Raw genomic sequence first — 23,981 nt, forward strand, 5'->3', positions numbered from 1 at the left:
GGACCGCGGAAGCAGCACGCGGCGGGGGGAGTTGGTCCATGAGCATGATGCCCGACGATCCAACCGAGTTCTGCCAGCACGTGGCCCAGATCCTGCGTCGGATGCAGCCCGAGCTGGACATCGACTCGGTCCGGGAAGATGAGCTGGTCATCGCCGGCCGCCGGCTGGACCTGATCAACCTCTACCGCATCGTGCGGCACGATCCGGGCCGGGGCGTCGAGATCGTCGAGCACTACCTCGAGCAGCTCTTCGCCGGCGATCTGCTGTACGTCAACGGCATGTCGCTGGACGTGGCCCGTCCACGGATCATGCCCCGCATCCAGCCCGAGTCGATCTTCGAGCACCTCAGCGAGCGGCTGGTCGCCCACGTGCCCTTCGTCAACGGCTCGGTCATCGTCTTCGTGCTCGATCTGCCGCAGATGACCGTGAGCATCACCACCGAGCAGCTCGTGCAGTGGGACGTGTGCGTCGACGAGCTGGAGCAGATGGCCCGCGAGAACCTCGACGCCTACGCGCCGGAGATGGACGTGCAGATGGTCGAGAGCCGCGAGGGCGGCTACGCGGCCATCCTCGCCGAGCAGGACGGCTACGACGCCGCCCGGCTGCTGCTGGGCCAGCTCTACCCCAGGCTCGCCCCCACCCTGGGCGGCGACTTCCTGGTGGCCGTCCCCGCGCGGGACATGTTCGTGGCCCTCTCTCGGGAGCCCGCCGAGTTCGTCGCCCGCATCCAGGACCGCGTCCGCCAGGACTACGAGCGGCTGCCCTACCCCATCACCGACAAGCTCTTCTACGTGACCCGCGACGGCGTGGCGGGCACCAGCGAGGAGAGCCAGGCCGCCTAGCGGTCGCGCAGGCGCCGCACGAATCGCAGCCCGGACCAGACCTCGTCCACGGCGCAGACCTTGTTGTCCACGAGGCCGGCGGCGAGCCCGAAGGCCCGGACCGCGGCGTCGTCGAGATCGGTGGCGACGCCGCTGGCCTTCTTGGGCCAGGCGATCCACAGCCCGCCGCTCGTCGACAGCCGCGCGGCCGCGGCATCGAAGCGCCGCCGGAGCGTTGCCGCGTCCGGGCAGAACAGCACGACGACATCGAGGGGCCTGGTGCCGCGCAGCGACGTGCGGACCTCCGCCTCGTCGGGCATTCCCCCGACCTCGAAGCCCGCCGGTGCCGCAAGCAGGCACACCCGCGCCCCGGGCTTGATGCCCAGCTTGGTGGCGAGCGGCGTGCCCGAGTACCCGGCCATATCCGAGGATATCGATCGCTACGCTTCGCCGTGATCCTGCTGATCGACAACTACGACAGCTTCACCTGGAATCTCGTCCAGCGGCTGGGCGAGATCGAACGCGGCCTGCAGCCCGGCCGGGACCTCGTCGTCGTCCGCAACGACGCCATCACGCCCAGCGAGGTGGAGGCGATGGCGCCGTCGGGCATCCTGATCTCGCCCGGCCCCTGCACGCCGGCGGAGGCGGGCGTCTCGCGGGCGATCATCGAGCACTTCGGCGGCCGTATCCCGCTGCTGGGCGTGTGCCTGGGCCAGCAGGTGATGGCCGACGCCGACGGCATGCGGGTCGTCCGGCACCGGGTGCCCATGCACGGCAAGACGAGCCCGGTGCACCACGACGGCCGGGGGCTCTTCGCCGGGCTGCCGAGCCCCTTCGAGGCCGCGCGATACCACTCGCTGGTGGTCGAGGCCGCGAGCATCCCCGAGCCGGTCGAGGGCCGGGACGCCTGGGAGGTCACCGCCTGGACCGACGAGCCGCTGGACGACCCGGGCGGCGGCACCGTCCGCGTGGTCATGGGCATGCGGCGGCGCTGGGCCGACCCGGGCCGCGCGCCGCTCGAGGGCGTGCAGTTCCACCCCGAGAGCTACCTGACGGCGGAGGGGCCCACGCTGCTGGCCAACTTCTTGGAACGGATACGGGCGGGCGCAGGCCGCGTGCCCGCGTAGACTCGCCCGATGCTGCACCCCGCCCCCACCACACGCATCGATCGGCGGCTCGCCCGCGGCGTGCTCGAGGAGGTCGTGTCCGCGACCGCCACCAAGCCCGAGTTCGCCCGCATCGGCTTCCCCAACACCAGCTACGTGCTGCACCTCCTGCCAGACGGCGACATCGCCGCGAAGCCGGGCGGCCGCATCCTGGGGCGGATCCACGCCCACGTGCGGCGGGTGGACCCCGTCGACGCGGGCGGGCGGTACGTCGAGCCGGTGTTCGGCCGGCCCCGGCGGATCCAGGGCACCGTGGTGGCGCACGAGGGCGGCCGCATCGTCGTCGATGCCGGTGTTGCCTTCCACTGCACGCTGGCCGACGAGCGGCAGCGGGCCAGCGACTTCGCCATCGGCGACATGATCACCTGCGCCGTGCGGGACGGCGCCAGCTTCGCCGAGGAGCCCGCGGGGGAGCATCGCGGCGAGCCGAACGCATCGGCCGCGGGATAGCCGGGGGCCGCATGGCGCTGACCAAGCCACGAGACGAGACGGTGCTGGCCATGGCGGCGCCACCCGTCCGCCGCGACAACCCGCTCACGCGGAGCGTGGCGGGCATGATCGGCTTCGCGTTCATCGCCTTCATGCTGCTGGTCAGCCTGCTGGGGCTGTTCTGGACGCTCTCGCCGGCGTCACCGAGCTATCCGGGCGTCAGCGTCAACGCCGAGGGCAAGGTCACCACGCCCCGCTACAACGCCGGCGCCGCGGAGTTCGGCCGGCTGCCCCCGTGGTGGGCCGTGGGCGAGAGCGACGCCCGCCGCCTCAACGAGCTCGTCCCCGCCGAAGAGACCGAGGAGGTCGCCGCCCGCTTCGGCGTGGACGTCCGCGAGGCCATCGACTCGACCGACGGCGAGGTCGCCGACGCGATGCGGGACCGGTGGTGCTACGACGGCAACCGGCTCGCACTCTTGCTGGGCACCGACGTGCTGGGCCGCAGCCTGCTCTACCGCGTGGTTACCGGCGGGGGCATTTCGCTGGGCATCGGGCTGGCGGCGGCGTTCATCTCGGTGCTCATCGGCACGCTCTACGGCGCCATCTCGGGCTACGCCGGGGGCAAGACCGACGCCGCGATGATGCGGATCGTCGACGTGCTCTTCGGGCTGCCGTACATCCTGCTGGTGGTGCTGCTGGCCGTGGCGAGCGACGCCGCCCTCGACGAGTTCCAGAGCCGACAAAAGGCCCGCGGTGCGTGGGCGGAGCGGTACGCGACCACCCTGGCCAATGCGAGCGGGCCGGCTTCGGACACCCAGATCCGCCAGTGGCGTGCCGCACCCTTCGATCCGGGAGGTTCCTTGGGCACGCTCGCCGGCAAGCTGGACATGCCCGGAGTGCTCTCGCAGATCATGCAGGCTCGTGCCGAGGCCGCCAGCGCCGAGCCAATCACCAACGGCGCCGTTCTCGACGCGATGGCCCTCCAGGCCAGGCCGCCCCGCGAGATCCGGGAGCCCGTGCGGCTGGTGCTCGATCTGGTGGTGCTGCTGGTGGCGATCGGCGGCGTGAGCTGGCTGACGATGGCCCGCGTCATCCGCGGGCAGGTGCTCAGCCTCAAGAACCAGCCCTTCATCGAGGCGGCCCGCTCCATCGGCACGCCCATCACGTTCATCTTCGGGCGGCACCTGCTGCCCAACCTGCTCGGGCCGATCATCGTGTACGCGACGCTGACGGTGCCGCTGGCGATCCTGCAGGAGTCCTTCCTGAGCTTCCTGGGCATCGGCGTGAAGCCCCCGCTGCCGAGCTGGGGCAACCTCGCCGCCGACGGTCTCAACGAGCTGAACCCGTACAAATCCCTCTGGTGGCTGGTCTTCTTCCCCTGCCTGCTGCTGGGCACGACGCTGCTGGCGCTCAACTTCGTGGGCGAGGGGCTCCGCGAGGCGTTCGACCCCAAGCGCGCGCGGCGCTAGGAATGCGGCGCGGAAACGGGTAAGCCACGTCCGCCGCTACACTTCGCGCGCAGGCGACGATGCGAGGGTGCGCAGCGTTCGCGGGGTGGTTGCCGGGAGGCTCAGCATGCAGAACGGCTTCGGGCTCAAGGACTTGGTCGTCATCACGCTGCTCGTGCTGGTGCTCGGGGTCGTCACGCTGGCGATCTTCGCCGAGGACCGCCGCTGGGAGGACGTGCAGGACACCGCCGCCAAGATCGACGAGATCGAGCAGCAGATCGTCCGCCTCGAGCAACGCCTCGCCGATCGGCCCGTGGTGGTCCGGCAGCCCGTCGTGCCCGGCGCGCCCGTTCTGGACGGGGGCGGCCTCGCGGGCCCCACCTGGGCCAAGGACGGCTTCGAGGTCACCTTCAGCGAGCCCTGGGACTTCTCGAGCAATCCGTACAACCAGCAGGGCTTCCGCATCGGCGGCGAATTCCGCGAGATCTACGAGGGCCAGCCCCCCAAGATCACGCCCTTCACCTACGCCGACGTCTACGGCCGCCGCGTGGTCGATCTCGTCTGCGAGAGCCTGGGCTGGTACGACCCCAGGTCGCTCGAGATGCGGGGACGCCTGGCGGAAGCCTGGCAGTACGACCCCAACGGCGAGTGGCTCCGCGTCAAGATCCGCGACGAGGCCCGCTTCAGCGACGGCTCGCCCGTGCTGGCCGAGGACGTCCGCTGGACCTACTTCGACCTGATCTTCAACCCCGAGATCGAGGCCGAGCGCTTCCGCAGCGTGTACAACGCCATCGAGACCATCACCGTCATTGGCGACCCCGAGACGAGCCGGGTGCTGGAGTTCGGGTTCAAGGAGCCCCGCTTCGACAACGTGCAGCAGGCCTTCGGCTTCAAGATCCTGCCCAAGGCGATCTACGAGATCTGGACCGAATCGCCCGAGAAGTACAACTCGTCCACCAGCCTCACGGTCGGTTCGGGCCCGTTCAAGCTGGAGCGGGCGTCGCTGGACGACCAGTGGGCGCCGCCCGAGGACATCGTGCTCGTCCGCAACGAGCAGTACTGGGGGCCGAGGCCGCCGCTGGACTCCTACCGCATCCGGTCGATCCGCGACTCGACGGCCCGCCTGGTCAGCTACACCAACGGCGAGGCCGACATGATGCGGGCGATCCCCACGCAGTTCGTCGAGAAGCGGAGCGACCCGGAGTTCCTCGAGGACCACGACGCCCGCGACTGGTACAACATGCGGGGTGGCTACGGCTTCATGGCCTGGCAGTGCGGCAAGCGCAACGGAGAGCGGCTGACGCCGTTCCACGACAAGCGTGTCCGCCAGGCGATGACGCTGCTGACCGATCGCGAACGGCTGCTCCGCGACATCAGCAAGAACCTCGCGCGGCTGGCGACGGGTCCCTTCCTGAGTTCGACGCCGCAGGCCAACCCCGACATCGAGCCCTGGCCCCACGACCCGAGCCGCGGGCAGGAGTTGCTCCAGGAAGCCGGCTGGTGGGATCGCGACGGCGACGGCCTGCTCGAGAACGAGCGTGGCGACGAGTTCGTCTTCGAGATCACGTTCGGCCAGGGCAACGAGTCCACGCTCCAGCGGCTGACCTTCCTGCAGAGCGAGTACGCCAAGGCCGGCATCAAGATGGAGCTCAAGCCCATCGACTGGTCGGTGCTGGCCGACATCCTCAACCGCCGCGACTTCGATGCCATTACCTTCGCGTGGTCGGCCTCCGCCCCGGAGAACGACCCCGAGCAGATCTGGCACTCCAAGTCCATCGACAACCAGGGCGACAACTTCATCCAGTGGGCCAACGCCGACGCCGACCGCCTGATCGAGCAGGGGCGCGCCACGCTCGACACCGCCGAGCGGATGCGGGTCTGGCACCAGCTGCACGAGGTCTTCCACGAAGAGCAGCCCTATACGTACCTCTTCGAGGTGCCGTGGTTGCGCTTCACGACCAGGCGGAGCGGCAACATCGAGGAGTACAACTCGGGCCTGGAGTACTACGAGTTCTGGGTCGGCCGCGAGTCGCTGCCATCGAACAACTGAACGTCCGGATCGTCGACCCGCTCTTTCGGCTGCCCACGCGATAGCACCCCATGGTCACCTACGTCATCCGACGCCTGCTGCTGATGATCCCGACCATCATCGGGATGACGATGCTGATCTTCTTCCTGATCGCGCTGAGCCCCGGCGGCATCGGCGCGGCGCTGCAGTTCAGCGGCGGCGGGCAGGTCGACTCGGGCAGCGTCGCGCTCCAGCGGGCCTACCTCGAGGATCGCTACGGGCTGGACTCGCCCATCATCGTGCAGTATGGACGCTGGCTCGGCCGCGTCAGCCCGGTCAAGTTCGGCGACCGCGACCAGGTGCTCAATGGCGAGCGGATCCGCAGGCCGCGGGGGATCGAGGAGCCGCCGCTCTGGACGTGGTTCGCCGATGAGCTGCCCGACGCCGACGAACCATTCCCCGACTCGGGCGGCGATCCGTTCGCCTTCGAGGGCCGCACCTTCGCCGACGACCAGGAGCGCTCGGAGGCGGTGTCCCGCGTGTATCGCCGCGTGCGGGGGCTGTACTCAAGGGCCCGGGCCGCGCACCTCGCGGCGGTCACCCGCTTCGAGATCGCTATGGGCGACGTCGCCCGCCAGCTGGGCGAGGGCGGCGCCGTCGAGGACCGCGGGCAGATCAAGCCGTCGTCGGCGCGACGCATCGGCCGCGAGGCCTTCGAGGGCGAGGCCGAGCTGTACGCGATCGCCGAGGCCCGCGCGACCGAGATGCTGGCGACCTACGACGACCTGCTCGATCGCTCGGCCGAGCTCGAGGCCGTGTTCGACGCCAGGGTGTTCGCGCAATCGGGGCTGCCGGTGATCCCCGGCGTCGTCTCGCTCGACACGCCCGACCTCGGCACGTCCTTCGCGCGGTCGCAGCCCGTGGGCGTGCTGATCCAGCGGGCCTTGCCGGTCACGCTGCTGCTCAACCTCGTGGCGATCCCGATCATCTACCTCGTGGCGATCCCCTCGGGCATCCTGGCGGCGAGCCGGCAGGGCAAGCTGCTCGACGTCGGGCTCGGCGCGCTCTACGTCGCGCTGTGGTCGATCCCCGTCGTCTGGGCGGGCGTGCTGGCGATCGGCTTCCTGGCCGACAATGACTACCTGGGCGCCTTCCCGGTCACGGGGCTGCACGCCGTCGAGGCCGAGAAGATGACGATGCTGCCCTCCCGCGACGCGAGCGGGGCGTGGGTGCGGGGCTACCTGCTCGACACGCTGTGGCACATGGTGCTGCCGGTGGCGTGCCTGACGTACACGGGCTTCGCGGTGCTCAGCAAGCAGACGCGGGCGGCGATGCTCGAGAACTTCAACGCCGACTACGTGCGGACGGCCAAGGCCAAGGGCGTCAGCCGCAAGGACGTGGTCTTCCGCCACGTCTTCCGCAACAGCCTGCTGCCGCTGATCACGCTGTTCGTGTCGATCTTCCCCGCGATGCTGGGCGGCTCGGTGGTCATCGAGCGGATCTTCAACATCCCGGGCATGGGCAGCCTGATCATCGAGGCGATCATCCTGCGGGACCGCGAGTTGCTGCTGGCCAACGCGCTGATCGTGGGCATCGTGAACATGCTGGCGCTGCTGCTGGCCGACATCCTGTACGCCCTGGCCGACCCACGGATCTCCTACGACTGATGGAACGCCCGCCCCGATCATCGCCCGACGAGTCGGCCGTGCCCGCGCACGACCGCGACCCCGTGCTCGACGCCGACAAGGCGGTCGCGAGCGAGAAGCCGGCCGCGGCGATGAACGCCGACCAGCTCACCGCCGTCACCGGCGTGCAGCTGATGCAGGGCATCGGGCATCGGCCGGCCGAGGGATTCTGGACCGAGGCGTGGGGCCAGGTGCTCAAGCGGCCCGCGGCCGTCGCGAGCCTCGCGTGGGTCGGCCTCGTCGCGTTCTTCTCGGTGTTCGCGCCGCTCATCGCCAGCGGCCACCCGCTGCTGCTCGTGCCGGCGAGCGTCGCCGATGCCGGCCCGCTGGCCGCGCTGCTGGCCGCGCTGCCCGATGCGGCGGCTTCGCCCGACGGGCTCCGCATCGTGCTCTTCACCGGCGTGTGGATGGCCGCGTGGGTGCTCGCGCCGTCGAAGCTGCCCTCGGCCGCGCGGCTGTGGCTGGGCGTCGCCGCGACCCTGCCCTTCGCGATCCGCGTGTTCGGCCAGTTCATCCAGACGGCAAACCCCGAGACCCAGCAGGGGCTGCACGCCGCCTCGGTGTTCATCCTGGGCGGCGAGCACATGGCCTTCCAGATCCTGGTCGACATCGGCGTCGCCGTCGGGCTGGTGTGGGCCGCGGGCACCTTCGGGCTGAGCCGCCCCGTGCGCGCGTGGACGGCGGCGCTGCTGCCCATCGGCGCGATCGGCGCGCTGGTGGGCGCCGCCGGCGCCGAGGCCGAGGTGTCCTCGCCCTTGATCCGCAACCTGTCGGCCGTCGACCTGGCGCTGATGGCCGGCGCCGTCGGGATGCTGCTCGTCGTGCTGCCCCGCTGGAATGGCACGCGTTCGGGCCGGGGCCGCGTCGTGCTGACCGCCGCCCTGCAGGCGGGTCTGGTCCTGCTGATCTACACCGTCGCGAAGGGCTTCGTCGATGCCCGCGACGCCAGCGACCTCGTCCGCACCGCGCAGCAGCACCCGGCCTTCGAGGCCATCACCGCGATGGTCATCGTGATCGCGGCGTCGCTGCCCTTTGCCTTCGTGCACCCGACGTCGAACCTCACGCGGAGCTTCGGCGTCGCCGCCCTCGTCGGCGTCACGCTCTTCGGCATCCTCGCGGTGCGCTGGACCACGCCGCTGCCCAACTTCGACTACGTCGGCCGCGAGGCCCGCGGCGAGATCCGCGCGATCTACGCGCCCATCCCGTGGTCGCCCCAGCAGGGCGGGTCGGCCGTCGACCTGCTGCGGCCGGGGTCCAACCTGTTCGGCCAGGTCGAGAAGGGCGTCGATCTAGAGCTGGGGCAGGCCACCGCGGCCGCCGGCCTGGAGCTCGAACAACGCCCGCTCGACGACGCCGTGCTCGCCGAATTCGAGCGGCAGATCGGCTTCGCGTCGGCCAACCTGCCCGCTACCACCGAAGAAGCCTTCGGCGCGATCGTCAGCGCCTACGACGCGGGCGAGGCCACGACGATCGGCGATGCGTTCGCGGTGCTCGAGTCGCTCGAATCGCCCGGCTACGCGCTCGGCACGGATTCCATCGGCCAGGACGTGCTCAGCCAGATGCTGCACGCCTGCCGGCTGTCGATCTCGATCGGCCTGGTGTCGACCGCCATCGCGGTCGCCATCGGCGTGACCATCGGTGCGCTGATGGGCTACTTCGGCGGCTGGGTCGACATGCTGCTGTACCGCGTCGTCGAGGTCTTCATGGCCGTCCCGCTGCTGTTCCTGCTGATCGTGGCGGCGGCGGTGCTGCCCAAGAACACCTACGTGATGATGGCGGTCATCGGCTGCGTGACGTGGACGGGCGCTGCGCGCTTCATCCGCGCCGAGTTCTACAAGCTGCGGGGGCAGGACTTCGTGCAATCGGCCCGGGCGGTCGGCCTGCCGCTGCGGAGCGTGCTGTTCAAGCACATGCTGCCCAACGGCGTGACGCCGGTCCTCGTCGACGCCTCGTTCGCAATCGCTGCGGCCATCCTCGCCGAGGCCATCTTGAGCTACCTGGGCCTCGGGCCCGCGAACCAGGCGAGCTGGGGGCGGCTGCTCAGCGACGCCACCAATCAGGTGGGCGACTTCGTGTGGTGGCTGGCGATTTTTCCGGGCCTGGCCATCTTCCTGACGGTGCTGAGCTACAACCTCATCGGCGAGGCCCTCCGCGACGCCATCGATCCCAAGCTCAAGAAGGCCCGCGTGTGATGCGCAGCACCGCGACCGCAATCGAGACAGCTCCGCCTGAAATGACCCAAGCCGAGTCGATCCAGAGGAATCCAGCGTGAGCCAAGCCGCGACCGATCGCAACGCCGCTTCCCCCGCCGTCGATGCCGCCGCGAGGCCCATCATCCAGGTGCGGGACCTGGCGGTGTCCTTCGACAACGGCAACGGGCCGCGGATCCAGGCCGTCGACGGCGTCCGCATGACCATCTACCCGAGGCAGACGCTCGCGGTCGTCGGCGAGTCGGGCTGCGGCAAGAGCGTGACGGCCATGAGCTCGATGCAGCTCGTGCCCCGCCCGCCCGGCCGCTTCGATCGCGGCCAGATCACCTTCCGCAAGGACGACGGCGAGATGGTGGACCTGCTGCGGCTCAGCGAATCCGAGATGCGCGACATCCGCGGCAACGACATCGCCATGATCTTCCAGGAGCCCATGACGAGCCTCAACCCGGTGTACACCGTGGGCGACCAGATCATGGAGGCCATCCTGCTGCACCAAGACGTCAGCGGCAGCAAGGCCCGCGACATCGCCCTCGACGCCATGCGATCGGTCGGCATCCCGGAGGTCGAGAAGCGGATCAAGGCCTATCCCCACCAATTCTCGGGCGGCATGCGGCAGCGCGTGATGATCGCGATGGCGCTGGCGTGCAAGCCCCGGCTGCTGCTGGCCGACGAGCCGACCACGGCGCTCGACGTGACCATCCAGGCGCAGATCCTCGAGCTGCTGTCCTCGCTCAAGGACGAGCACGACATGGCCGTCATGCTCATCACCCACGACCTGGGCGTCGTCGCCGAAAACGCCGACGTCGTGTGCGTGATGTACGCCGGACGCGTCGTCGAGTACGGCACCGTGTTCAATGTCTTCGACAACCCGATGCACCCCTACACCCGCGGGCTGCTGGCGAGCATCCCCAAGATTGGCGAGCGGCTGGACCGCCTGGTCACCATCAAGGAGGTTGTCGACAATCCCGCCGAATTCGAGAAGCTGCCCGGCGCGGGCGAGGGCATCCGCCCCTGGTGGCCCTGGCACGACGCACCCAAGGACCTGGCCGCCAAGGACGAGCCCGCGGGCGACTACTACCTCCAGGAGGTCGACACGGGGCACTGGGTCGGCGTCTGGCGGACCAAGGCCGTACGCGACCACGAGAGCCGGCCGCCCGACATGAACTACCGCGCCGTGCGCGGCGAGCCGGCCGCGGCGGCGTCGTAGCGGCGTAAGCCGGACACGCGGCGCGCCGGCCGGAGCCGCCGGGAGGTGCCATCGTGGCCTCGGCCCTGATCATCGCGGACGCGGGCTTCGCATCGCGGGAGCGCGACATGCTCGCGCGGCTGGAGGTCGGCCTCGCCGCCGAGGGCGCCCGCGTCGTGCACGCCGTCCCGGGCACGCTGCCCGAATTGCTCGACGGCCGCGTCTTCTCGACCGCCATCGCCTACGAGCCCCACGGGCCGCTGCCGCCCTTCGGCGTCCGCGCCGAGAACCTCGCCGAGCGGGCCCTCGAAGCGACGGCGCGGATCGGCGTCGTGCACGCCTTCGGCTCGGCCGCATGGCGGCTCGCGATCGCCACCAGCCGGTTGCTCGAGTCCGTCCTCGTGCTGGAGGTGTGCTCGGCCGCCCAGGCCGACGCGCTCGCCGAGCCGGCCGTCCGCACGGCGCTCCGCGATCGCGAGATGGTCGCGTCGGTGCCCGGCACGGGGCTGGAGCACCGGTGCCTTGCGCACAACCTGGCAATGCCGCTGCGGCTGATCCGCTGGGGCGTCCATTCCGAGGCGATGCGCCGCGGCACGCTCGCGGGGGGCGATCGGCCTGCAGTGCTCCTGGCCGGCCCGGGCCGCGAGCGCGCCGCGTGGCACGCCGCCGTGCGCTGCATCGCATCGACCGAAGCACCGGGCGGCGCGCGGCCGCTGCTGCTCATCGACGCTGATGCGGCCGAGCACGTACACCTGCACCCGCTGCTCGACGAACTCGACCTGGGCGAGCACGCCAGCCTCGTACCCGGCGTCGAGGCGCGTCGCGAACCGGCGCTGCACGCCGACCTCCTGGTGCTGCCCGACGCCGCGGGCGAGCACCGCAGCCTGGCGCTCGACGCACTCGCCCGCGGCATGATTGTCACGACCGCCGGCGATCCGCTGATCGACGAACTCGGCGAGAGCTACGGCGTCGTGCCCTTCGAGCCCGCGCACCCGACGGAGCTCGCCGCCACGCTCGCGGCGTTATGGGACGGCGCGCCCGCGATCGAGGACCTCCGCGCGCGTGGCCGCGATGCGATCGGGCGGCGCCACATGGCGAGCCGCCACGTCGCCGGCGTACTCGAGCTGCACGCGTCGCTCGCCGGCGATCGGTCCGCATAAGCGCGCGGTGTTCTACATCTTGAACGGAAAAGTGTGCCGCGCGCATAAAAGCTTGAACTCGATGGATTTACGCCTTCTAATGGGAATTGCAGGCCCCTCCGGGCCCGCGTGCAGGGCAAACAAGAGAGCCGAGAACATGAAGAACCGAATCCGCAGTGCGATCGTGCTCGTTGGCGTCGCGGCCGCGACGGCCGCCGGCCAGCAGCAGCTCCAGCCGCTCTCCAACGTCCGCGTGGTCGATGGCAACCTGCCGGTGCCCGCGGGCACCTGGCAGTCCGCCACCGGCGCGCAGTCCTCCGAGGCGTCCCGCTACGGCGCCGCCGGCCTCGAGGACCTCCGCATCACCGTCGAGGTGCCGACCCGCGAGCGGCTCCGGCCGTTCCGGCAATTCGTTATCAATCCGTGGGAGCGTCAGAACGATCCGGCGCGCTTCGAGATCCGCGGCGGCGGCACGCAGGGCGACATCCGCAACTACAGCCGCGTGACCAACCCGTTCTTGCGCAACTTCCGCTTCACCGCCGACCGCCTCGAGGAGGCGCGGCAGGCGTGGCTGCGCGACAACGGATACGTCGGCGGCGTGCGGAGCTTCGGCGGCAGCGCCGAGACCGCGACCTCGGAATTGCCCCAACCCCGCGCGACCATCCGCATGCCGGCTGGAAGCAGCGGCTCGGGTGGCTATCGTGTGCGGCTTCCGGATCGAGAGCACTCGGTGCTTCGAGCCATGATCGCTAGGATGCACGAGGAACGGGTGCAAGCGAGGAAGAACGCAGCGGATCAGAGTGCGACCGAGTCGCAGGATGCAGAGCGGGCACCCGCAGTTCAGAAGATCCAGTTCAACGAGGCACGAGCGGACACGGAGACGAAGCCGGCGGACGACGCGGATCGGAAAACCACGATCGCCCGCGCCGGAAACACCACCGAGTAGATCCTTCGTATCACCGATGTTCTCCTTCTTTGCCCGGGGGCCCCGCGACTTTGCGGGGTCCCCTTTTTTGCCTTCGTTGCCCAAGCACGTAGAGCGATGCACCGATGCGTCGCTCACGCGGCGCAGCAATGCGATAATGCGAGAGCATGCCACGCCCGCTCTTTGATCCCGCAAGGATGGCCGCGAAGTCCGCCACCGATGCTGGGGACACCGTGCGCGAGAGCGACGGCGTGGTCCGCGTCCGCGAGCTGGCGGCACTCGTCGATGCGGCGCTGAAGCGCGGGGTGCCCGCACCCGTCCGCGTGCTGGGCGAGGTGAGCGGCCTGCGCGAGCGGACGCACCTGTACTTCGATCTCAAGGACGGTGACGCCGTCGTGTCGTGCGTCGTCTTCGCCAGCATCGCCCGCAAGCACCAGCTACGGCTCCGCGACGGGCTGGAGGTCGTCGTCTCGGGCGGCATCGAGTTCTACGCGAAGCAGGGCAAGCTCTCGCTCATCGCCAGGAGCGTGCGGCTCGTCGGCGAGGGCGCGCTGGATGCGGCATTCCGCGCACTGTGCGATGAGCTCCGCGGCCGAGGCTGGTTCGATGACGCCCGCAAGCGCCCCGTGCCGGCGTTCCCGCGGCGCATCGCCGTGCTCACCAGCCGCAGCGGCGCCGCGCTGCAGGACGTCATCGATACGATGCGGCGGCGATGCCCGTCGGTCGAGCTGCTGCTGATCGACTCCCGCGTGCAGGGCGAGGCCGCCGCCGGCGAGCTGCGGCGGAAGCTCGTGGCGATGTCGCGCCGCCACCGAGAGCTCGGCGTCGACGCGGTGCTCATCACGCGGGGCGGCGGATCGGCCGAGGACCTCTGGGCGTTCAACGACCGCGATCTGGCCGAGGCCATCCTGAAATGCCCGGTGCCGGTGGTCGCGGCGATCGGCCACGAGACCGACACCACCATCGCCGAGCTCGTCGCCGACGTGCGAGCCTCGACGCCCACGCAGGCGGCCATGCGGCTGACGCCCGACGCCGCCGCGCTGGCCGAGCAGATCGACCTCGCCGGCGCGCGGCTCCGCGGCGCCGCGGCACGGAGACTGGCCGACGCCCGGGCGTCGATCGAGCGGCTCGGACGGCGGCGGACCATCGCGCAGCCGCGGTCGCTGGTCGCCCATGCAGACGAGCGGCGGCGACGGGCCGCCGACGATCTGCGTCGTGCGGTGCGAGATCGGCTGCGGTCGGCCCGCGCGGGGATCGACCGCGCGGCGTCGCGGCTCGAGCGCCGGCGGCCCGCGGCGGAGCTGGCGCGGCGGGAGCAGCGGCTCGACGACGCGCGTGCTCGACTGGCGGCGGCCATGGCCGGCCGCGTGCGGCGGGAGGCCGAGCGGCTCGATGCCCGCCGGCAGCGGCTGCGGGCCGTTGGTCCGCGGGCGGTCCTCGCCCGGGGCTTCTCGTACACGACCCTGGCCGACGGACGGCTCGTCCGCGGCACGGGCGACGTGCGGGCGGGCGACACGCTGGTGACCACGCTGCACGACGGCGAGGTGCGCTCTACCGTGCCGGGGCGGCAACCGCCCCCGCCCGCGAAGCCGGCCGCGGCGCGGACGAGCCGCCGGCCGCGCGACGACCAGCCCGGGCTCTTCGAGCAGGACGAACACTAATGGCCAAGGCGCAGCAGGATGCCACGCCGCCCGAGGACGGCCCGAGCTTCGAGGACGCGATGGCCGAGGTCGAGGCCATCATCGAGCGGATCGAGACCGGCGAGGCGGGGCTCGAGCGATCCATCGGAGACTACGAGAAGGGCATGCGGCTGCTCAAGCGGTGCCGCTCGCTCATCGAGAAGGCCGAGCAACGGATCGAGGACGTCACCAGCCGGCTGGAGGCCGACGACGCCGCGGAGCCGAGCGATGTGGTCGATTGACGCCCGAGGCGGCATCGGCCGATAGCACCCCCGGAGTTGCCCGCCACCCCCACATGCCCCACGAGTTCTACATCCTGCTGCCCCGCCTGGCGTGGCTCTGCTTCGTGTTCGCCGTGGGCGGGTGCGTGGGCTCGTTGATCAACGTCCTGGCGTACCGGCTGCCCCGCGGCATCGGCGTGGTGACGCCCGCGTCGCGGTGCCCCTATTGCGAGACCAAGCTCCGCTGGAAGGACAACATCCCGATCGTCGGCTGGCTCTTCCTCCGTGGACGATGCCGCTACTGCCGAACGCCCATCTCGCCAGAGTACCCGCTGATCGAGCTGGCTGTCGCGTGCCTGTTCGCCGGCTTCTACGTGTTGTGGTACATGATCCCCGAGAACCGCGGCACCACGCCGGGCTTCGAGGTGCTGGGGCTGGACCTGGGCGCGATCCGTCCCGAGTGGACGCTCGTCGATCGCTTCAACGGCGTGCCGATGCAGTCCGCGCCGCTGTTCTTCGTGCTGCTGCTGCTGCTGGGCACGCTCTTCGCCATGACGCTGACGGACCTGAAGACCACGATGATCCCGCTGGTGCTGCCGTGGTTCGCCACGCTGGTGGGCATCGCGGGGCACACCGCGTATGCGGGCTACATGAGCCTCCAGGACGAGGAGCTCGCACGCGTCGCCGATGGCGCACGCTGGTCCATCCCCACCTACGGCTGGACGGGGCTGGGGCTCGGCGCGGGCGGCGTGCTGGGCATCGGGGTGTCGCTCGTGCTCCTCAAGCTCGGACTCATCCGTCGCAGCTTCGCCGACGCCGAGTCCTGGGAGGCGCAGCACCGCGAGGAACTCGGGCTGGGGGCCTCGGACTCCAACGCGGCCGAAAACGGCGACGCCAGTGAGACCGGCCAGTGGAAGCCTGGGCGCGGCTGGATGCGCACGCCGCTGGTCATCGTTGCGAGCACTCTGGCGTGCGCCGTCGCGGGCGGGATCGTCGCCGGCGCGCTCGGTACCGCACCGGGCGTTGGCGTGATCATCGGAACCGCCGCCGGCCCGGTCGTGGCGGGCGTCCCGCTGCGGCTGCTCACCCCGGCGCCGCCAAAGGCCGATCAGCCCACGGACGCCGAGGTCTGGACCGCCTACCCGCACGCCCGCCGCGAGATGGTCAAGGAGCTGGCCTTTCTCGCGCCACCGGTCGCCCTCGCGTGGCTGGGCTACGTGCTGGCCGGCCGGGCGGAGGGCCTCATCCCGCTGTGGCTCGACGTGCTGGGCGGCGCCCTGCTGGGCTACCTCGTCGGCGGCGGCGTGGTCTGGGCCATCCGCATCGGCGGGTCGCTGGGCTTCGGCAAGGAGGCGATGGGCCTGGGCGACGTGCATCTGATGGCCGCCGTCGGCGCCTGCCTGGGCTGGATCGACGCGACGCTAGCGTTCTTCCTGGCGTCCCTCGTCGGCATCCTGCTGACGATCTACACCCTCGCCCTGAGCCGCAGCGTGGCCCGCGCGATGCCCTTCGGCCCGGCCCTGGCGATCGCCACCGTGCTGGTGCTTCTGGGCAAGCCGGCGATCGAGCACGGCCTCACGCTCATCACGGGCCGGGGCATCGACCTTCCCTGAGCAGGGTGGTCGAGACGGTTTTTGATCGGGCTTATGCGCAGGATCAACGCGGCCGGCGGATTCTGCCGATATCTCTCCGGCATCTGGCATTGCGCAGATACCGGAGGATCCGACCATGCCAAACGTCTCGCTCCCGAATCGTGCCGCCCGCCGCGCCCTTGCCTGCGGCGTGGCCGTGCTGACCGCATTGGCCGGCGTTGGATGCGCGGGCGGCGGCGCCAACCCCGACGATGCCCTGGTGCTCGAGAACCAGGAACTCCGCCGCGAGAAGGAGGGCCTGCAGCAGGCCCTGCTGGACGCGGAGGGCCGCTACGCCGCACTCGACGAGCAGAACCGCTCGCTGGCCAGCCAGCTGGCCGGCAGCGGAAGCGACACCGGCTTCGAGGGCGTGGACGGCGCGGGCGTGAGCCGCCGGCCGGGCGAGGTCGTGGTCGACATCGCCGGCTCGGTGCTCTTCGCCTCGGGCTCGATCGAGATCCGCAAGGACGCCCGGGCGGTGCTCGACCAGGTCGCCCGCGTGATCCAGCAGCGGTACTCGGGCCGCGAGATCCGCGTCGCGGGGCACACCGACGGCGACCCGATCCGCAAGAGCGACTGGAAGACCAACGAGCGGCTCGCCGCCGAGCGGGCGATGGCCGTCGAGGGCTACCTCGTCAGCAAGGGCATCGACAACGACCGCGTCCACTCGGCCAGCTACGGGCCGGCCAAGCCCAAGGGCAGCAAGGCGCAGAGCCGCCGCGTGGAGATCATCATCCTGGAGTAGTCAATCCGGGCCAGCCTGGTCCGCGACGCAGCCGGATGGGACCGCGTGCCGTGGAGGGGTCCACGACGCGGCCTTCTTGCGTGATCTCGAGGGCGCCCCTCGCAACGAGGCGCCGCGCCGCCGCCCTCGCCCGCTCCATCAAGTCACGCCAGCCCTCCGCATCCACGGCGCGGGCGGCCTCGGACGGGCAGATGCTCGCATCCTTCGCCCGGGCGCCGAGCAACTCGAGGATGGCCGCCTCGAGCGCGCGGTCCGTCGAATCCGGCTTGGCCCTGCGGCACCGGTCCGAGCAGTAGCGGACGTCCTCCCAGTTGCGCTCCCACTTCTTGCGCCACTCGATGGAGCGGCCGCACGCGACGCAGGTCTTGGTATCGCCCGCCTTGCCCGGCACGCCCGTCCTCTGGCCCTAGCCGATGATGCTCCGCCTGCGGCTGACGTAGTCCCACAGCACGAAGCGGTCGACGTCGCTGCCGCCGGTGAAGAGGACGCGGCCACCGGTGTTCTCGGCCATGCGATGCGCGAATCGGACGTCCTCTTCGGTCTGGCTCCAGTTGGGCAGCAGGAAGGTGTTGATGACGATGTTCTCGCGGCGGCAGGCCTCGGCCTCGCGCATGGTTGCGTGCTCGGTTCGGGAGGCCGCGGGGTAGAGCAGGTACAGCGTGCTGCCCTCGAAGTGGGCCGTGGGCAGGCCATCGGTCAGCAGGACGATCTGGCGGTTGGGCGTGTCCTGCGCCGCCAGGATCCGCCGCGCCAGGCTCAGGGCGTGCTGGATGTTGGTGAAGTGCGGCGGCACCTGCCACTCGGTGATGTCCGGATCGCTCATGTCCGCGCTCAGCCGCACGACCGGGCTGCGGATGGTCACGGGCTTGGGCATGATCTCGGGCAGCTCGGCGATCGTGCGGAGCTTGGCGAAGGTGTACATCTCGATGAAGCGGAGCACGTCGCCCGGATACTCGCTGCGGATCAGGCCGTCGAGGGCGAGCGCCATCCGCTTGGCGTGCACGTACTGGCCGCCGTACCGCATGGAGCCCGACATGTCCATGATGACGACGGTGGCGCATTTCGGGTTGTTGCGGGTCTCGTGCACCTCGAGATCGGTCGTGCGCAGCCGCGGCTTGCCGGTGCCGCGATCGAAGTCGGCGCGTGCGAAGGCGTTGAGCACGCTGCCGGGCGCATCGAGGTGGGCGGCCGAATCACCGAACTCGAAGGCTCGCGTGCGGGGCGTCTCGACCGGGCCGTCCCCCACCACCGGCCCGCGGTGGCGGCCCGAGCGGGCGGCCTCCAGCTCGCCGAAGATCACCTCCAGCAGCTTGCCCTGGAAGAGCTTGTAGGCCTTGGGCGACAGGCGATAGCCGTCGGCCGACTGGTCGACGCCCTGCTGCTGCGCAAGCTGCTCGACCATCTCCCGCACCTGGTCGGCCAGATCCTGGAGCCGCTGCACGTCGGCCTCGTCGGCGAAGCGGGACAGCGCCTCCAGATCGATGATGGCGACCTTGGCGTTCTTCCGCGCCTCGCGGAGCTGCTCGAGCAGCTCGTCGATCGCGTCGAGCTCCTCGCCGATGGCGATGGCCTCGTCCACGTCCATCTTCTGGCGGCCCGTGAACGGCCGCTTGGCGTCGAGCTTCTCGATGGCGTACTTCCGCTCGAGCGCCGCGAGCGCCCGCATGACGCGATCCGAGAACGGATCGCGATCGGGCACGTGCATGTAGAGCGCCTCCATCTCGCGGAGCTGCTCGCTGCGGCTGGCGCGGCGGAAGAACTTGGCGAACTGCTCCGGTGGGTCGGCGGCCTGGACCGCGCCCGCGTAGTCGCCCGACGACAGCGCGAGCGCGTGGCCGGTCTCGTAGGTCTGGAGGATCTTCCGCTTGCGCTCCTCGAGCATGGCGATGAGCGAGTCGAGGCTCGGGCCCAGCCCGGCGATCTGCTCGGGATCGATCTCGACGGCGTCGGCCAGCTCCTCGGGCGTCAGCGAGCGGGTCTCGCCGAAGCGGAGCATGTGCTCGAAGGCCGCCGAGGCGACGTCGGCGGGGGGCTGCGTGGGCGAGGGGAAGCGGACGGGGTCGTAGCCCTGGTAGGTGTGGATGATGCCGCCCGGCCGCCTCCGCATGGTGAACGCTAGACGGCCCCGGCGGAGCGAAAGCCCGCGCCAGGGAAGCCTATAAAGCGCGGCAAGGGACTCCAGCACGAGGGAGAATGACGATGCTTGTAACCGCCACGACCGCGCTGGCCGCCGCCGCGCTAGCCCTGTCCGCCAACGTTACCCCGCCCGCCGCGGCGACCCAGGACCAAGACCAACCCCAGGCGCAGCCCGCGGCCGTGGCGGCTCCCGATCCTGGGTACATCCACCTGCCCGAGGGCACGCACGGCTTCCGGGGCTTCGACCGGCTGGTGCTCGGCGATTACCGCAAGGCAGCGGGGGGCGACGCGGCGTCGCTCGCATCGGCTATCGCGACGTGCGAACGGGCGATGGCCGCGGACGCAACGAACGCGGAGGCCCGGGCGTGGCGGGGTGCGCTCAGGGTGCTCGAGGCGGGCCAAGCCTACCAGCAGGGCGACCTGAACGCGGCGCTCGATCTCCTCGGTGCCGGGATGGCCGACATGGAGGCCGCCAAGCAGGCCGAGGAGATGAACCCTGGCGTGATGCTCATCCGGGGGTCGGTCCTGATCAATGTCGCGCAGCAGTACCCCGACCCCGACATCGCCGCCGATTATGCACGACGCGGCGTCCACGACGTCAGCAACGGACTGCTGCGCCTGCACGACGATCCGGAGGACTGGGCCAAGCAGCCCGCCAGCCTCAAGGGCCCGATGCTGCTCGCGGCGGCGCAGGGCTACGAGTTGCTCGGCAACCGATCATTCGCCCGCGACTACTACAACCGCGTCATCGGCGCGGTGCCGGGGACGCAATGGGGCAAGGCGGCGCAGGACTGGATTCGCGCAGAGCAACGCCGGGATCGCGAGCTCTAGCGGATGCTCCGCCCGTCGGCCATAGAGTCCGCCGATGGACGCCGACGTTTCCCCCGAGACCTGGGTCGTGCTAGCGGGTCGCGCCGAGCACGCCGGTGCACCGCTGAACATCCCCATCACGCCGGCGTCGAACTTCCTGCTCGGCGCGGACCGATCGTACAGCCGTTCGGATTCGACGCCGGGGTGGGAGGCGCTCGAGGCGATCGTCGGCGGACTGGAGGGTGGCGAGGCGGTGGGCTTCGCCTCGGGCATGGCCGCCGCGGCCGCCGTGCTGCGGACGCAACGGGACGGCGCTCGCATCCTGCTGCCGACCGACTGCTACCAGGGCGTCGCCGGGCTGGTCGACGACGGCGTCGCCCACCGGGGCTGGTCGTGCACCCGGCTGGACGTGGCGGACACGGCGGCGTGGACGGCCGCGATGGCCCATGCAGACGTCACCTGGCTGGAGTCGCCCACCAACCCGCTGCTGGACGTGGCCGACCTGCCCACGCTCGGGGCGGCGCCGCGGAAACCCGGCTCGCTTCTCGTCGTGGACAACACGCTCGCGACGCCGCTGAACCAGCGGCCGCTGGACCTTGGCGCCGACGTGGTGATGCACGCGGCCACCAAGTTCATGGGCGGGCATTCGGACCTGCTGGCCGGCGTAGCGGTCGCACGAGACGCCGACCTCGTAGCGCAGCTCCGGCGCGCACGCACGCTCGGGGGCGGCACGCCCGGCGCGCTCGAGGCCTTCCTGGCCGTCCGCGGGCTGCGGACGCTCGCGGTACGGCTCGCCGCCTGCCAGCGCAGCGCCGCGGTGATCGCTGAGCGGCTGGAGGCCCATGCTGGCGTGGCGCGGGTCCGCTACCCGGGGCTGGCAACATCGCCAAGCCACACCGTCGCGTCGCGGTTCATGCGGGGCTTCGGCGCCGTGATCAGCTTCGAGGTCGAGACCGCCGAACACGCCGACAGGCTGTGCGCCGCACTCCGCGTCGTGCACCACGCTACGAGCTTCGGCGGCGTGGAGTCGACCATCGAGCGGCGGGCGGCCAACGAGGGGCAGGAGCACCTGCCGCAGGGCCTGCTCCGGCTGAGCATCGGCTGCGAGCACGCCGAGGATATCTGGGCCGACCTCGAGACCGCCATCGACGCGTCGGCCGGCGGCTGACCGACCGGCCACGGACCGCATACAACCCGCGATGCCCCGCCCGACGTCACCGCGACCCGACCGCCGGCCCAAGGCCCGGGATCGCATCATCGCCACCGCGCGTGGGATGCTGGCCGACGGCCACGCGACCGAGGCCGAGGCGGCGCTCGCGCAGCTCGGTCCGCGGCGACGGACCGACCCCGAAGCGTTGTTCCTGGAGGCGGCCGTGCTCGAGCGGCGGCACCGCCACGCAGAGGCCGTCGACCGGGCGCAGCGGTCGCTGGAGATCTACCGGCACCCCGAGGCCGTCGCGCTGCTTGCCCGCAACGCCCGCGCCGCGGGCATGACCGAGGCCGCACTTGCGGCGTGCGATGAATTGGCGCATCTCGGCCACCCGAGCGCGGCGGTGCTGCGGGCGGGCACGCTCGAGGAAGCCGGCCGATTCGATGAGGCCGAGGCCGTGCTTGCGCCAATGGTCGAGGACCTGCTGTCCCGCGGCGAGCCGCTGCCCCCGCCCGTGCGGATCGAGTGGTCCAAGCTGCTGGTGCAGACCAAGCGGCACGACGAGGCCATCGATCTCATCGACGACACGCTGGCCGACGCCGCGTTGCCCGACGAGCTGCGGCGGGCCCAGCTGCACCTCAAGGCCAAGGCCGCCGACCGCGCCAAGCGCTACGACCTCGCGTTCGACGCCGCCGAGGCCGCCAACGCGATCGATCGCATCGAGTTCGACCCGCGGCTGTACGCGGAGCAGGTCGACGCGCTCGTCGAGAACTGGTCGGCCGAGCGAATGGCCGAATTCCCGCTGTCGTCCTGCGAGAGCGAGGTGCCGGTGTTCGTGGCGGGCATGCCGCGATCGGGCACGAGCCTGATCGACCAGATCATCGATGCCCACCCGCTGGCGGCGGGCGTCGGCGAGCTGAACGCCATCGAGCAATTCGCGATGCAGCTGAGCGCGGCCTGGGACCCCGACGCGCCGCCTGGCAAGCGATTCGGCCGCTACGACGCGCGGCGGTGGACGCGCGTCGCGAAGGACTACGTGAAGCAGATCGAGGCCCTCGCGCCGCCGGGCGCAGAGCGCATCGCCAACAAGGCGCTGGGCAACAACAAGCTGGTCGGCCTGCTCGCTCGGCTCTTCCCGAGGACCAGGATCATCCACGCCATACGCGACCCGCGGGACGTGGCGATCAGCTGCTTCATGGGCGGCTTCAACAACCGGCTGCACGCCTGGACCACCCGGCCCGAGTGGGCGAGCCACGCCTGGAGCCAGTCCCGTCGCATGATGGAGCACTGGCGGGCGACGCTCGATGTGCCCATCCTGGACGTGCACTACGAGCGGCTCGTGGCCGACCCCGCCCGCGAGTTCCCGCGGATCATCGAGTTCCTGGGCCTGCCCTGGGACGAGGCGTGCAATCGCTTCTACGAGAGCCGGCGGACGGTGCGGACGCTGAGCTACGACCAGGTGAATCGACCGCTGTACACGTCCAGCTCGGGCCGGCACGCCAACTACGCCGACCGGATCGAGGACATCGCCTTCGAGCCATACGACGCCCGCGGGTGACCGCGGAATCCAGAGAGCCCAGGCGGCCACGTCCGATACCACCCGCGCACCATCGATCTTGCATTGCCACCCAGTATCGATTAGGGTGCCGATGGCTGGCGGCCCGCGTGGGTCCGCACCATGGCTCACGACCTCTGGAGTAGGGGAGACCGAAGAGATGCAAAACACCAGGACGTGCTTGTTCGGCGGCGCCCTGCTGGCCGCAGGGCTCAGCGCCGAGGTCGCGAACGCCCAGGAATTCGTGCCCGAGCCCTACGGCGGCCCGGGGACGTTCATCTCCTACTTCGGCGTGAGCGCCACGGATGGAGCGTCGTACCAGTACTCATACGGCTACGCCTACACGCCGGCCGAAGCGTTCTCGGTGCACGAGGCCGAGACGCCCTCGGGCTGGCAAGGCCGCACATTCTGGGAGCCCACCGCGGCAGGTGCGAGCAGCACGACGACGACGGCGGCCTACCTGGGCGGCGCATACGCCTACGGCTACATGGGCGGCTACTTCACGGTCAGCGAGGACGCCACGCTCCGCGTGAGCTGGGACTTCGCCGACGATCCCGCCAGCGGCCTGATCAGCGGCTTCATATTCATCGACGAGGTGGACGGGGCCAGCCTGCTCTTCGTCGATTCGGGGTCGAGCCCGAGGCAGGGCAGCGTCGACGTGCTGCTGACCGAGGGCATCAGCTATCGCATGAACATCGACACCTTTATCTTCGGCGTCGCCGATACCTCGATCTCCATCGATCTCGAGATCGTCGATTCGGATCCATGCCTGCCCGACATCGACGGCGATGGCGAGTTGACGATCTTCGACTTCCTCGGGTTCCAGAACTTGTTCGACTCGGGCGACCTGGCCGCCGACTTCGATGGCGACGGAGAGCTCACGATCTTCGACTTCTTGGAGTTCCAGAACCTCTTCGACGTCGGCTGCGGCTGACGCGACCAGCCTCGAGCCCGACGAAGGACCTTATCAAAACCCGTTCAAACTAGCCTCGAAGCGATGGCGCGCCTAAGCTCGCCGTTTCGCGCGAGCGTGTCTT

General features: G+C 70.6%; 21 protein-coding genes. 18 read left to right on the top strand and 3 right to left on the bottom strand.

Annotated features, from left to right (window positions below; translation table 11 throughout):
- The first annotated feature begins 38 nt into the window (after positions 1-38).
- Positions 39-842, top strand: a complete 804-nt coding sequence (locus tag AAFX79_12515; GenBank protein MEO1009378.1) for a DUF1444 family protein — start codon at positions 39-41, stop codon at positions 840-842.
- Here AAFX79_12515 and AAFX79_12520 read toward each other — a convergent pair.
- A complete protein-coding gene (locus AAFX79_12520; protein MEO1009379.1) occupies positions 839-1,243 on the bottom strand; it encodes a DUF3052 domain-containing protein in 405 nt (134 codons plus the stop codon). The genes AAFX79_12515 and AAFX79_12520 overlap by 4 nt on opposite strands.
- 30 nt (positions 1,244-1,273) lie before the next feature.
- Between AAFX79_12520 and AAFX79_12525 the strand changes: the two genes are divergently transcribed.
- The 13 genes from AAFX79_12525 (at position 1,274) to AAFX79_12585 (ending at position 17,293) form a co-directional block, all read left to right on the top strand.
- Positions 1,274-1,948 carry an aminodeoxychorismate/anthranilate synthase component II gene (locus AAFX79_12525; protein ID MEO1009380.1) on the top strand — a complete coding sequence of 225 codons (675 nt, stop codon included), beginning with the start codon at positions 1,274-1,276 and terminating at the stop codon, positions 1,946-1,948.
- Between the two features lie 9 nt (positions 1,949-1,957).
- Positions 1,958-2,437: a hypothetical protein gene (locus tag AAFX79_12530; protein ID MEO1009381.1), complete on the top strand. Its 480-nt coding sequence runs from the start codon at positions 1,958-1,960 to the stop codon at positions 2,435-2,437.
- Positions 2,438-2,448: 11 nt separating this feature from the next.
- The gene (locus tag AAFX79_12535) at positions 2,449-3,885 is read left to right on the top strand and encodes an ABC transporter permease (protein ID MEO1009382.1); all 1,437 of its coding nucleotides are present in this window, start codon (positions 2,449-2,451) and stop codon (positions 3,883-3,885) included.
- 106 nt (positions 3,886-3,991) lie between these two features.
- Positions 3,992-5,914, top strand: coding sequence for an ABC transporter substrate-binding protein (locus AAFX79_12540; protein ID MEO1009383.1), 1,923 nt, complete (start codon positions 3,992-3,994; stop codon positions 5,912-5,914).
- A 50-nt stretch (positions 5,915-5,964) separates the two neighbouring features.
- Positions 5,965-7,539 (top strand): ABC transporter permease, encoded by a 1,575-nt coding sequence (locus AAFX79_12545; GenBank protein MEO1009384.1) that lies wholly within the window; start codon positions 5,965-5,967, stop codon positions 7,537-7,539.
- Positions 7,539-9,749 (top strand): ABC transporter permease, encoded by a 2,211-nt coding sequence (locus AAFX79_12550; protein MEO1009385.1) that lies wholly within the window; start codon positions 7,539-7,541, stop codon positions 9,747-9,749. Before AAFX79_12545 ends, AAFX79_12550 begins: the two co-directional genes overlap by 1 nt.
- 139 nt (positions 9,750-9,888) lie before the next feature.
- Positions 9,889-10,974: an ABC transporter ATP-binding protein gene (locus tag AAFX79_12555; GenBank protein ID MEO1009386.1), complete on the top strand. Its 1,086-nt coding sequence runs from the start codon at positions 9,889-9,891 to the stop codon at positions 10,972-10,974.
- 53 nt (positions 10,975-11,027) lie between these two features.
- Positions 11,028-12,113, top strand: a complete 1,086-nt coding sequence (locus AAFX79_12560; GenBank protein MEO1009387.1) for a hypothetical protein — start codon at positions 11,028-11,030, stop codon at positions 12,111-12,113.
- Positions 12,114-12,120: 7 nt separating this feature from the next.
- Positions 12,121-13,038: a hypothetical protein gene (locus tag AAFX79_12565; GenBank protein MEO1009388.1), complete on the top strand. Its 918-nt coding sequence runs from the start codon at positions 12,121-12,123 to the stop codon at positions 13,036-13,038.
- A gap of 146 nt (positions 13,039-13,184) precedes the next feature.
- Positions 13,185-14,678, top strand: a complete 1,494-nt coding sequence (gene xseA / locus AAFX79_12570) for an exodeoxyribonuclease VII large subunit (GenBank protein ID MEO1009389.1) — start codon at positions 13,185-13,187, stop codon at positions 14,676-14,678.
- On the top strand, positions 14,678-14,938 hold the full coding sequence (gene xseB / locus AAFX79_12575) for an exodeoxyribonuclease VII small subunit (GenBank protein MEO1009390.1): 261 nt from the start codon (positions 14,678-14,680) through the stop codon (positions 14,936-14,938). Before xseA ends, xseB begins: the two co-directional genes overlap by 1 nt.
- A 53-nt stretch (positions 14,939-14,991) precedes the next feature.
- Positions 14,992-16,530, top strand: a complete 1,539-nt coding sequence (locus tag AAFX79_12580; GenBank protein ID MEO1009391.1) for an A24 family peptidase — start codon at positions 14,992-14,994, stop codon at positions 16,528-16,530.
- A gap of 115 nt (positions 16,531-16,645) precedes the next feature.
- Positions 16,646-17,293 (top strand): OmpA family protein, encoded by a 648-nt coding sequence (locus AAFX79_12585; GenBank protein ID MEO1009392.1) that lies wholly within the window; start codon positions 16,646-16,648, stop codon positions 17,291-17,293.
- Here AAFX79_12585 and AAFX79_12590 read toward each other — a convergent pair.
- Together AAFX79_12590 and AAFX79_12595 are read right to left on the bottom strand one after the other, a co-directional pair.
- Entirely contained in the window at positions 17,280-17,684 is a 405-nt protein-coding gene (locus AAFX79_12590; protein ID MEO1009393.1) for a DUF2256 and DUF3253 domain-containing protein, read from the bottom strand. The genes AAFX79_12585 and AAFX79_12590 overlap by 14 nt on opposite strands.
- Positions 17,685-17,699: 15 nt before the next feature.
- Positions 17,700-19,400, bottom strand: coding sequence for a hypothetical protein (locus AAFX79_12595; GenBank protein MEO1009394.1), 1,701 nt, complete (start codon positions 19,398-19,400; stop codon positions 17,700-17,702).
- A gap of 92 nt (positions 19,401-19,492) precedes the next feature.
- Between AAFX79_12595 and AAFX79_12600 the strand changes: the two genes are divergently transcribed.
- From AAFX79_12600 to AAFX79_12615, 4 genes are all read left to right on the top strand, one after another.
- The gene (locus AAFX79_12600) at positions 19,493-20,260 is read left to right on the top strand and encodes a hypothetical protein (GenBank protein ID MEO1009395.1); all 768 of its coding nucleotides are present in this window, start codon (positions 19,493-19,495) and stop codon (positions 20,258-20,260) included.
- A 34-nt stretch (positions 20,261-20,294) separates the two neighbouring features.
- Positions 20,295-21,407, top strand: a complete 1,113-nt coding sequence (locus tag AAFX79_12605; GenBank protein ID MEO1009396.1) for a PLP-dependent transferase — start codon at positions 20,295-20,297, stop codon at positions 21,405-21,407.
- 31 nt (positions 21,408-21,438) lie between these two features.
- The gene (locus AAFX79_12610) at positions 21,439-22,947 is read left to right on the top strand and encodes a sulfotransferase (protein MEO1009397.1); all 1,509 of its coding nucleotides are present in this window, start codon (positions 21,439-21,441) and stop codon (positions 22,945-22,947) included.
- A 157-nt stretch (positions 22,948-23,104) separates the two neighbouring features.
- On the top strand, positions 23,105-23,878 hold the full coding sequence (locus tag AAFX79_12615; GenBank protein MEO1009398.1) for a GC-type dockerin domain-anchored protein: 774 nt from the start codon (positions 23,105-23,107) through the stop codon (positions 23,876-23,878).
- The last annotated feature ends 103 nt before the right edge of the window (positions 23,879-23,981 follow it).

Source organism: Planctomycetota bacterium, from assembly GCA_039819165.1.
Classification (GTDB): domain Bacteria; phylum Planctomycetota; class Phycisphaerae; order Phycisphaerales; family UBA1924; genus JAHCJI01.

Coding starts and splice junctions, on each gene's coding strand:
- AAFX79_12585 (MEO1009392.1), top strand. CDS start 16,646: ATGCCAAACGTCTCGCTCCCGAATCGTGCCGCCCGCCGCGCCCTTGCC.
- AAFX79_12580 (MEO1009391.1), top strand. CDS start 14,992: ATGCCCCACGAGTTCTACATCCTGCTGCCCCGCCTGGCGTGGCTCTGC.
- xseA (MEO1009389.1), top strand. CDS start 13,185: ATGCCACGCCCGCTCTTTGATCCCGCAAGGATGGCCGCGAAGTCCGCC.
- AAFX79_12605 (MEO1009396.1), top strand. CDS start 20,295: ATGGACGCCGACGTTTCCCCCGAGACCTGGGTCGTGCTAGCGGGTCGC.
- AAFX79_12545 (MEO1009384.1), top strand. CDS start 5,965: ATGGTCACCTACGTCATCCGACGCCTGCTGCTGATGATCCCGACCATC.
- AAFX79_12595 (MEO1009394.1), bottom strand. CDS start 19,400: ATGCGGAGGCGGCCGGGCGGCATCATCCACACCTACCAGGGCTACGAC.
- AAFX79_12515 (MEO1009378.1), top strand. CDS start 39: ATGAGCATGATGCCCGACGATCCAACCGAGTTCTGCCAGCACGTGGCC.
- AAFX79_12550 (MEO1009385.1), top strand. CDS start 7,539: ATGGAACGCCCGCCCCGATCATCGCCCGACGAGTCGGCCGTGCCCGCG.
- AAFX79_12610 (MEO1009397.1), top strand. CDS start 21,439: ATGCCCCGCCCGACGTCACCGCGACCCGACCGCCGGCCCAAGGCCCGG.
- AAFX79_12535 (MEO1009382.1), top strand. CDS start 2,449: ATGGCGCTGACCAAGCCACGAGACGAGACGGTGCTGGCCATGGCGGCG.
- AAFX79_12530 (MEO1009381.1), top strand. CDS start 1,958: ATGCTGCACCCCGCCCCCACCACACGCATCGATCGGCGGCTCGCCCGC.
- AAFX79_12615 (MEO1009398.1), top strand. CDS start 23,105: ATGCAAAACACCAGGACGTGCTTGTTCGGCGGCGCCCTGCTGGCCGCA.
- AAFX79_12540 (MEO1009383.1), top strand. CDS start 3,992: ATGCAGAACGGCTTCGGGCTCAAGGACTTGGTCGTCATCACGCTGCTC.
- AAFX79_12520 (MEO1009379.1), bottom strand. CDS start 1,243: ATGGCCGGGTACTCGGGCACGCCGCTCGCCACCAAGCTGGGCATCAAG.
- AAFX79_12600 (MEO1009395.1), top strand. CDS start 19,493: ATGCTTGTAACCGCCACGACCGCGCTGGCCGCCGCCGCGCTAGCCCTG.
- xseB (MEO1009390.1), top strand. CDS start 14,678: ATGGCCAAGGCGCAGCAGGATGCCACGCCGCCCGAGGACGGCCCGAGC.